This window comes from bacterium, assembly GCA_026398675.1.
GTDB lineage: Bacteria > RBG-13-66-14 > RBG-13-66-14 > RBG-13-66-14 > RBG-13-66-14 > RBG-13-66-14.
Genome location: JAPLSK010000093.1, coordinates 1 through 8,974, shown reverse-complemented (window position 1 = coordinate 8,974; position 8,974 = coordinate 1). Strand labels below are relative to the sequence as shown.

The following is an 8,974-nucleotide window of genomic DNA, read 5'->3' as shown; positions in this document are numbered from 1 at the left end:
GGCCCGCTTACCAGGCGCGCATTAGTCCCCGAGCCCATGACAAAAAAGGGCCGGGAACGATCCCAACCCCTCACGCTCAACGACCATCAGCGCGGTCAATCCAGCCCGACCCAGCCCACCTCGTAACAGCCCCACTCGATCCAGTTGAAAACGAGGTCCTTCTCCTTCGCGGAGAGGAGGGCGGTGTGGTCGGGCCCGCGCATCCCCGAGCGGGGCGCCTCGGTCAGCATCCGGACCATCGGCGAGCCTATGTCGTAGGGGATGGCGGGGGGATTGTCCCCGGTCAGCGCCGCGTCGTAGGTGGAGAGATCCACCCCGCCCAGCGCCAGCTCGGCGTCATGGCAGCTCGTGCAGCTCTCGGCGAGGATGGGGCTCACCTGGTCCCAGCCGATGATCGGCCCCGTCGGCTCGGCGATGTTGGCCAGGAGCACCCCCGCGGGCACGATCACCGCCAGCCCTATCACCCACCGGAAACGGCGCACGCCCACTCCCCTCCCCTTCGGACCCTACTCTACTTCCTCGGGCAGGGCGACGAAGCTCCGCCCGCCGTGGCTCCAGACGTAGAGCAGCAGCGGTCCACTAGTTTTTGCGACGATCTTACCGAACTCCCCGGGGTCGTTCACACAGACGCCGTCTACCTTGAGGATGACCATGCCGGGCGAGATGCCGGCCCGCGCGGCCCCGCCGTAGCCCCCCACGTCCAAAACCACGACGCCGGTGTTGCCGTCGTAGCCCAGCTGGGACTTGAGGTCGGAGGTCAGGGAACCCACGGTGATGCCGCGGACGGTTTCCTTCCCGCCTCTCGTGGGCGGCCCGCCGGGCGTGGTGGAGGCAACCGGGGTCAAATCGGAGGGCCGCTCGCCGACGGTCACCGTCACGGTCCGCTCGTCGCCGTCGCGGAGCAGCTCCAGACGCACCGTTTTACCGGGGCGGACGGTCGCGACGCGGTTCCGCAGATCGTTGGCGTCCGTCACCGCCCTGCCGTCCATCCCGACGACGACGTCGCCGACCTTAAGCCCGGCTTGCCCGGCCGGGGTGTCGGGCATGACCTCGCCCACCAGCGCGCCCTTCACGGTATCCTTCAGCCCGAGGGTCTCGCGCAGCGCCGGGGTGACGTCCTGGATGGAAACCCCCAGCCAGCCCCGCGTCACCGTCCCGGTCTCGATGAGCTGGTCCATGACATCCCTGGCCTGGTTGACCGGAATGGCGAAGCCCACACCCATGTAGCCGCCGGTGCGGCTGGCGATGGCGGTGTTGATGCCCACGACCTGGCCGGAGAGGTTGACCAGGGCGCCGCCGGAGTTGCCCGGGTTGATGGCGGCGTCGGTCTGGATGAAGTCCTCGTAGTCCGCCAGGCGCATGTTCGTCCGACCGGTGGCGCTCACTATCCCGGCCGTGACCGTGTTTTCAAGGCCGAAGGGGCTGCCCAGGGCAACCACCCAATCCCCAACCTGGAGGTCGTCGGAATTTCCTAGGGGCGCCACGGGCAACCCCTCGGCCTCGATCTTAATCACGGCGATGTCGGAGGAGGGATCCACGCCGACGACCGTGGCGTCGAACTCGCGCCCGTCGGTCAGGGCGACGTGGATCTCCTTCGCCCCCTCCACCACGTGATTGTTTGTCAGAATGTAGCCCTCGGAGGAAACGATGACCCCCGAGCCGTTCCCCTCGGCGTAGTAATCCTTCTCCTGCCCGCCGTGGGGGCCGAAGAAGAACTGGAACGGGTCACCGCCGGGGAAACCGGGGGGGTTCATATCGAAACCCGGGAAGGAGGAGCCGGTGACCTTGGTCACCGTCTGCACCTGCACCACCGCCGGGCCGACCACCTGGGCCACGGCCACGAAGGCCTTGTTCGTATCGGCGAATCTGGGCAGGTCATCGGGGTTGATGGCCTGCACGGTGCTCGTCGCCGCGGGGGCCTCCTCGCGGGGGCCGTTCACGTACATGATCGTCAGGAACACGCCTAAACCGAGAACCAGGGCGGCTAAAGTGAAGGTCAAGACCTTCCACTTCTTCAGGGCCAGTTCTTCCACGGAGTCCATCTTGCTCACTTCCTTCGCATTCGGGGGAGGTAAATCAGTAATTTAAACGAAGGCGGGCGTACCGAAGTTCCAAATTTTACGGCTGCTGCGCCGTCGTCGCCGGGGTGAGGTGTCGGATGGGGAGGCCGGTCAGGCTGGCGAGCTCCAGGGCCAGCAGGCCCCGGTGGCAACGGGCCGGGTCGGCCTCGTAGCAGAGAAGAGCGATCGGCGTCGACTTGACTGATTCGGACAGCTCCCGCAAAAGGTCTTGGTTTTTTCCCAGCACCTCGGCGGCGTACCAGGCGGCGAAACGAAGCGAAGCGAGTAACGCCCCGGCGAAACCCGCGGGGTCCGTCCCGTCGCGGAAGCGCTCCCGCACCTCCTTGGGCACCCCGAGCCGCGGCTCGTGACGGTAGGCGATGTCGGCGGCGGCCAAGGCCGGCTCCAGCCCGCGCTTTCGGAAGTCGGGACGGCGGGACCAGGGGTCGCGCCGGACGTCGAGGAGCGCCGCTATACCTTCGTGCTTAAGCGTTCCAATAAAAGAAACGAGGGACGCGCCCTCGTAACCGATGGTGAAGATGAAACCCATGCGCCTATTCCACGGAAGAGACAAGGGGTTTAACCGAGCGAAGCAAGCTATGCCCCTGGCAAAACCCCTTGCCTCCACTTCTATCTACCACTCCCGGGCTTTTATCTCCCCCCAGCTCGACTCGACCACGCTCTCATCGCCCTCCATAAACCACACCAGAACCCGGTCCAGGATGTCCCGGCGGTTGGTCTCCCCGGAAATGGCCTCGAGGGGACAGGCAAAAAGAACCGTCCGCCAGTTGTAGCCCTCGTTGGCGATGACGGCCTTGTGATGATGGGCGCCGTCGGGGTCGGTCCAGTGGGCCTCGGTCCACCCCACGGCGGACTCGAGCTGGTCGGGGTAATTCTCGGTAGACACCCATTTGATGTCGTAGGATTCAGTGATGAACCGGGCGCTGTCCGTGGGTTCGAGGGACCAGTCGTCGTCCACCTCGATCCAGTCGGTGAAGTTGTCGCGGGGGTAGTCCAGACCGACGTACCAGTCGAAGAAGGGGCTGGGTATCTGGTCCTCGTCGTCGGCGTCGGCGACGCCGTTCCAGCCTATCCACATCCCGGAGAGCATCAGCCCCCGGCCGCCGTCGGTGGCCAGCCACCGGCGCAGGGTCTCTTCCTCGGTCAAAGACAGTGCCGAGTGGCCGTATACGGGGTCCGAGGCGGGACGCCCACAGGAGTTGCCGGTCACCCAGATGACCACGTCGTAGGGGGTGAGGTCATCCTGGGCCGGCTCGCCGCTCACGCTGTGATCCCACAGGTTGTACTCGATGCCCAAAGCCGTGAGGAGGGTCTCGTAGCCCGAGTAGAAGTGCTGGGGGAAGTCCACCCCGTCCTCCTCGTCCGCGACCAAGAGGACGTAGGGGGAGGAGTCGGGCGTCGGCGCCGTTTCGCCGGGGGCGTAGCTCGCTTCGCTCGGTTCGCTCGGTTTTTCGACGGCGCAGGGCTGGGCTCCCGCGGCGATGGATGCCAAGAGGACTGCTGTTACGAAGGCGCGCATCGGCTGGCTCCTGACGGTAGGCTCACGACGGCATCTTAGCAGGGACGGTCCGGCCGGTCAAGGACACGGTTGGTTTACGACGCCCGGGGGGGCGCGGTTCCGAACTGGAGTGTCGGCTCACCCCATCGTGTGGGGACGCGGTCCCGCCCGTTCGGATTTAAAAAGAAGAGTGTCCTCCAAGCCGCCCGACGAGCCGCCCCGCTCCGATTCGAGCGCCGCTCAGGGTCCGGCTCGTCTCTCGTCCTTAAAAAAGCGGGCCCTCCCGGGCCCGTGGTGGGCGATACTGGAATCGAACCAGTGACCTCTTGCATGTCAAGCAAGCACTCTAACCAACTGAGCTAATCGCCCGCTGCGCAGCAGGGAGAAGTTAGCTTAAGAGGGGGTGGGTTGTCAAGGCGGCGAGGGTCGCGACCCGCACGGGGTGCGATTCGTCCCCCTCCCGGTCGAGGTGGGGACGGCGGCAATTTAAAAAATCCAGACCGCGCATCCAAGCCGTGAAAAAGGGCCCTTTCGGGCCCTTGGAATCCGGTCGGTGAAGTGAACGCACTCACAGGGTAATTCGTTGATTCTTTGTTCTGCAAAAAAGGGCCCTTTCGGACCCCTTTTTATCAAGCTATCATCCTCTCCTCATGTAACGCCACATACACTTCGGGCTCAAAAAAAGGGCCCTTTCGGGCCCCTGGAATCCGGTCGGTGAAGTGAACGCTCTCACAGTGAAATTCGTTGCTTTGTTCTACAAAAAAGGGCCCCTTCGGGCCCCTTTTTATCGAAGATGATCACTTATCGAGGGGGATGTTGAGGCTCCAGCCGGGATAGATAAGGTCCGGGTCCTTGATGAGGTCCTTGTTGACCTCATAAATCCGCGGCCATTCGGCGCAACGCTGCCAACCCCAAACGTTCTCGGCGATCATCCAGAGGCAGTCACCGTCGACTACGACGTAGGTGTCGTACTTCTTCGGCGGCTCGACGGGAATCTCGTACTTGCGGGCTTCGGCGTTGACATCCTGGATCTGCTTCTCGAGGTCGTTCAGACGAGTGCGCAGCGCCTCGTTCTCGGCCTCGATGGGCGCAGCTTTGCCGTTCAGGTCGGCAGCCTCGCCGTCGTACTTCGCGACGAGCTCTTCGCGGCTCAATCCGGTCGTCTCTTCGTCAGCATTTAGTTCGGCCTTGATGCGATCCCTCTCCGCGTCGGAGAGTTCCACTTCACCCTGAGCGAAGGCCGGGAGAACGAAGAGGATAACCAGGAGGATCGGGAAGAATTTTTTCATAAGGACTTACCGCCCCCTTCCTCTATGTGTTTGTCTGTTTTCGGTTAACTTCTCGTGAGGCAGGGACTCCCCGATTTTAGCGGGAAGCCTCCCATTCCTCGTATGCGGCCTTCTTCTGAGCAAGATTCTCTTTCGCCCGAACGAGCTCCGCGTCTTTCTGCTCGATTCTGGCCTTGAGGCTTGCGTTCTCGTCATCAGCGGCTTTCAGCCGCTTGTCGGCGCTCACCTTGCCAACTTTCGCGACGTCGTACTCCTTCAGCTCAGCATTGGAGTATCCGCAGCTGGTTACGAAGGGGACGATGGCTAGGATGGCGAAGGCGAAGGCGAGAACCAGCCACCTCATGGTCGATTTCCGCATTCTTGACACCACCTCCGGTCTAAAGGGATATGGGTTTGCTCGGCTGGAATTGAATCAGGACACTCCTAAGGAATCCTGACCTCGGAACTTCATAAGTGAAGAAAAAGCCTTGTTCTACCTTAATAGAGGATCCGCTCTCAGCGTTTTGCTTGATTAGACTGCACCGTGATGCTAACCGGGAGTCATATAAATGTCAAGTTTTTTTGTATCTCGTTGTCCTTGCCGGTTTAAATAAGTTCCGAAATTCACCGCCGGGGGCTAAATCCTTAATCTCGTATTCATTAATCGCAGCGGAATCCACCTACTCCTCAATCCCGCCGACTCCCAAAGCAAGCCCTGGGTGAAAAGCTGCGCAATGGCGCGGTCGGGAATCGGTCTGTGTAGCGGCGGCGATTGACGTATTACGCTTCCCTCCGCTCCTTTGTTCCAAAAAATTACATCTGAGTAATTGCGGATTATACCATATTTCATCCTTTTTTGCAAAATCTTGCAAACGGCGCCCAGGGTTGTCAGGACGGCGCGAATCGGTTATCATGACGGGGTCGGTCGTCCCCAACTTCAACGTGACGGGAGAAGGGATGGACAAAGCACGCTACTATTTCCTGAACGGCGGGAAAACGGCGGAGCTTGACTTCTCGAACCTCGGCTTCGACTACCTCCGCTGCCCCTACCGTTTCGAAGCGGTGTTCGAGCACGGAATCTGGCGGACGCGAGGGATCGTGGAAGACAGCGTCATGCACCTGTCCGAAGGCAGCCAGGCGCTGCACTACGGCCAGGAGCTCTTCGAGGGGATGAAGGTTCAGTCCGGCTCCGACGGCAAGGTGTACGCCTTCCGTCCCCTGGAGAACGCCCGTCGGATGAACGACGGGGCGCGGTACCTCCAGGGCCCTCCGGTGCCCGAGGATCTCTTCATCCGGGGCATCGAGGAGGTCACGCTGGCCAACCTGCCCTACGTGCCGCCCTTCGGATCCGGGGCGGCGCTATACGTGAGGCCCTTTTACCTGGGCGTCGGGGACAACGTGGGCGTCAAACCGGCCAAGAGCTACGTCTTCCGCATCTTCGTCACCCCGGTGGGGCCCTACTTCAAGGGCGGGTTCGGACCCGACCAGGGCAAGCGCTTCCGGGTTTCCGAGCACGACCGGGCTGCGCCCCGGGGCACGGGTCATATAAAGGCCGGCGGCAACTACGCGGCCAGCTTCATCGCCGGACTTGAGGCCAAGGGCCACGGTTACGCCGAGGCGCTCTACCTCGACCCCGCGGAGCACACCTACATCGAGGAGATAGGCGCGGCCAACTTCCTCGGCCTCAAGGGGAAGGCGCTGGTCACCCCCGAATCGCATTCCATCCTCCCCTCGATCACCCGCCGCTCGATCATGGAGATAGCGGAAAAGCTCTTCAAGTGGCCCACCGAAACCCGGAAAATCCCGCTGGCGGAGCTGGACACGCTCGACGCCGCGGCCTGTTGCGGCACCGCCGCGGTGATAACCTGGGTGCAGGAAATCGTGGGGCCCGAGAAGAGCTGGACCTTCTCCTTCGACGAGCGATGGCAGAAGCTCTACGACGAGCTGGTGGGCATCCAGACGGCGGCCAGGCCCGATCCTTTCGGCTGGCGCTACGAGATAAAGGGCTGACGCCAAATTCCACGGTTACGACGGGCGGGCCACCGGGTCCGCCTTTTTTTAATAAACTGATGGTGGATACAATTTCCCCCCTGTGTTACATTATTACCGTGATGTAACAAACCGCCACGGGGGATGCATGAAAATCCTTATCATAGACGACCACCAGCCCACCCTGGCCCTTCTGTCCGCGATTATCAAGAAGGGCGGCTACGAGCCTGTGACCGCCTCGCAGGGCGCCGAGGCGCTGAACATCATCCGAGGAGAGGAAATCGGCGTGGTCTTCACCGACCTGGTGATGCCGGGGATGGACGGCCTCACCTTCCTGCAGGAGGCCAAGGGGGTGGACGCGGACCTGCCGGTGATCATGATGACCGGCCAGGGGAGCGTGGAAACGGCGGTGGAGGCGATGCGCCGGGGCGCCGAGGACTACCTCTCCAAGCCGATCAAGCGCGACGAGGTCCTGGTCCAGATCGAGCGCGCCCTGGAGAAGCGTAAGCTCCTGCGCGAGAACCGGGAGCTCAAGGGGGAGTTGGCCGACCGCTACACCTTCGAAACCATCATCGGCAACTCGAGGAAGATGCAGGAGGTCTTCAAGCTCATCGCCAAGGTGGCCGACGTGGACTCCACGGTTTTAATACGGGGGGAAAACGGCACCGGCAAGGACCTGGTGGCCAAGGCCATCCATTACAACTCCAAGCGGAGGGACGGACCCTTCGTAAAGATAGACTGCACCGCCCTGCCCGAGGGGCTGCTGGAGAGCGAGCTCTTCGGCTACAAGAAGGGGGCGTTCACCGGGGCCCACCGCGACAAGCCGGGCCGCGTCGAGAACGCCGACGGCGGCACCCTCTTCCTCGACGAAATCTCCGAGCTGGACCTGCCGCTCCAGGCCAAGATCCTGCGGCTCATCCAGGAGCACCGCTTCGAGAGGTTGGGCGAGAACCAGGTCCGCGACGTGGACATCCGCATCGTGGCCTCCACCAACCGCGAACTGGAGCGGGAGATGGAGGAGGGGCGCTTTCGCCGCGACCTCTTCTACCGCCTCAACGTGGTGCCCGTCACCCTGCCGCCGCTGCGCGAGCGCGAGGGCGACATCATCCTCATCACCAAGGAGCTCCTGGAGCGGACCTGCCAGCGGTTCAACCGCCGCTTGGTGGGCATCTCCCCGGAGGCGGTCGAGGCCCTGGAACGCTACCCCTGGCCCGGCAACGTCCGCGAGCTGGAGAATTTAATCGAGCGCATCGTCGTGCTCACCGACGGCGATAAGGTCAACGTCACCCTGGAGAACCTCCCGGAGACCATCCTGGCCGCCGAGGACGGCTTTCTGGGGCACGCCGTGGCTCAGGGGCTCTCCCTGGACGAGCTGGAGCGGGAGTACATAAAGGCGGTCCTGGCCAGGACCAGCGGTCACAAGGCCGAGGCCGCCCAGATTCTGGGCATCAACCGTAAGACCCTTTTAGAGAAGCGCAAGCGGTACAACCTGGAGTGACGGAAAAAACCCGCCCCTGCGTACATACCTCCAAATCCCACCCGTAGGGGCGACCGTCCACGGTCGCCCGCGGTTTTCCTCTCCCCGTGGGAGGAGCGGTCGCCCACGGGCCGGGGTGAGGGCTGCCACATGTCCCCTCTCCCTTTTAGGGAGGCCTGCGAGGCACGGGTTAGGGTGAGGGTCGAGGCGTGAAAGCGGCGGGGATTAAAATCCCCGCCCTACATTAAGCGCAATACGTTTGATAATTGAGAGAGCGGATGCGGACGCCCGCCTCTACATCATCACAGCCCGGGACAAAGGCTGCCGTGTGTCCCCTCTCCCTTTTAGGGAGGCCTGCGAGGCACGGGCTAGGGTGAGGGTAAAAACGGGTGGGTTAAGACACCCTCCCCTACGAATCGCCACCCTGGGCCGCCGACGACTCTCCCGGTTTACCGGCTGACGACGAAGCGGCGGACGAGGGCGGCGCCACCCGCGGTAAGGCGGTAGAGGTAGACGCCCGGCGCGTGACCGGAGGCGTCCCAGGCCACCGCGTGCTCACCGGCCGTTTGCTGACCGTCGGCCAGGGTGGCCACCCGGCGGCCCGCGGCGTCGTACACCGCCAGCTCGACCTCCCCGGCCTCGGGCAGGTAGAAGGAAATAG

Annotated in this window: 9 protein-coding genes and 1 tRNA gene; 2 read left to right on the top strand and 8 right to left on the bottom strand. The window is 63.0% G+C overall.

Annotation, left to right across the window (positions count from 1 at the left end; genetic code table 11):
• Nucleotides 1-95 precede the first annotated feature (95 nt).
• The 7 genes from NTW26_02000 to NTW26_01970 form a co-directional block, all read right to left on the bottom strand.
• Nucleotides 96-482 carry a hypothetical protein gene (locus tag NTW26_02000; GenBank protein ID MCX7021045.1) on the bottom strand — a complete coding sequence of 129 codons (387 nt, stop codon included), beginning with the start codon at nucleotides 480-482 and terminating at the stop codon, nucleotides 96-98.
• A gap of 24 nt (nucleotides 483-506) precedes the next feature.
• Nucleotides 507-2,042, bottom strand: a complete 1,536-nt coding sequence (locus NTW26_01995; GenBank protein ID MCX7021044.1) for a Do family serine endopeptidase — start codon at nucleotides 2,040-2,042, stop codon at nucleotides 507-509.
• A 76-nt stretch (nucleotides 2,043-2,118) separates the two neighbouring features.
• Nucleotides 2,119-2,610 (bottom strand): DUF488 domain-containing protein, encoded by a 492-nt coding sequence (locus NTW26_01990; GenBank protein ID MCX7021043.1) that lies wholly within the window; start codon nucleotides 2,608-2,610, stop codon nucleotides 2,119-2,121.
• Nucleotides 2,611-2,694: 84 nt separating this feature from the next.
• Nucleotides 2,695-3,600, bottom strand: a complete 906-nt coding sequence (locus NTW26_01985) for a hypothetical protein (protein MCX7021042.1) — start codon at nucleotides 3,598-3,600, stop codon at nucleotides 2,695-2,697.
• Between the two features lie 271 nt (nucleotides 3,601-3,871).
• Nucleotides 3,872-3,948: transfer RNA gene (locus NTW26_01980), tRNA-Val, on the bottom strand.
• 428 nt (nucleotides 3,949-4,376) lie between these two features.
• Nucleotides 4,377-4,868: a LysM peptidoglycan-binding domain-containing protein gene (locus NTW26_01975; GenBank protein MCX7021041.1), complete on the bottom strand. Its 492-nt coding sequence runs from the start codon at nucleotides 4,866-4,868 to the stop codon at nucleotides 4,377-4,379.
• 76 nt (nucleotides 4,869-4,944) lie between these two features.
• Entirely contained in the window at nucleotides 4,945-5,211 is a 267-nt protein-coding gene (locus NTW26_01970; protein MCX7021040.1) for a hypothetical protein, read from the bottom strand.
• A gap of 593 nt (nucleotides 5,212-5,804) precedes the next feature.
• Between NTW26_01970 and NTW26_01965 the strand changes: the two genes are divergently transcribed.
• Both NTW26_01965 and NTW26_01960 read left to right on the top strand, forming a co-directional pair.
• On the top strand, nucleotides 5,805-6,857 hold the full coding sequence (locus tag NTW26_01965; protein ID MCX7021039.1) for a branched-chain amino acid aminotransferase: 1,053 nt from the start codon (nucleotides 5,805-5,807) through the stop codon (nucleotides 6,855-6,857).
• Nucleotides 6,858-6,984: 127 nt separating this feature from the next.
• A complete protein-coding gene (locus NTW26_01960; protein MCX7021038.1) occupies nucleotides 6,985-8,334 on the top strand; it encodes a sigma-54 dependent transcriptional regulator in 1,350 nt (449 codons plus the stop codon).
• Nucleotides 8,335-8,762: 428 nt separating this feature from the next.
• Here the strand turns inward: NTW26_01960 and NTW26_01955 are convergent.
• Nucleotides 8,763-8,974, bottom strand: a 212-nt coding sequence (locus NTW26_01955) for a T9SS type A sorting domain-containing protein (GenBank protein MCX7021037.1), incomplete at its 5' end; no start/stop codon positions are given.

Coding starts and splice junctions, on each gene's coding strand:
- NTW26_01985 (MCX7021042.1), bottom strand. CDS start 3,600: ATGCGCGCCTTCGTAACAGCAGTCCTCTTGGCATCCATCGCCGCGGGA.
- NTW26_01960 (MCX7021038.1), top strand. CDS start 6,985: ATGAAAATCCTTATCATAGACGACCACCAGCCCACCCTGGCCCTTCTG.
- NTW26_01965 (MCX7021039.1), top strand. CDS start 5,805: ATGGACAAAGCACGCTACTATTTCCTGAACGGCGGGAAAACGGCGGAG.
- NTW26_01975 (MCX7021041.1), bottom strand. CDS start 4,868: ATGAAAAAATTCTTCCCGATCCTCCTGGTTATCCTCTTCGTTCTCCCG.
- NTW26_01990 (MCX7021043.1), bottom strand. CDS start 2,610: ATGGGTTTCATCTTCACCATCGGTTACGAGGGCGCGTCCCTCGTTTCT.
- NTW26_01970 (MCX7021040.1), bottom strand. CDS start 5,211: ATGAGGTGGCTGGTTCTCGCCTTCGCCTTCGCCATCCTAGCCATCGTC.
- NTW26_01995 (MCX7021044.1), bottom strand. CDS start 2,042: ATGGACTCCGTGGAAGAACTGGCCCTGAAGAAGTGGAAGGTCTTGACC.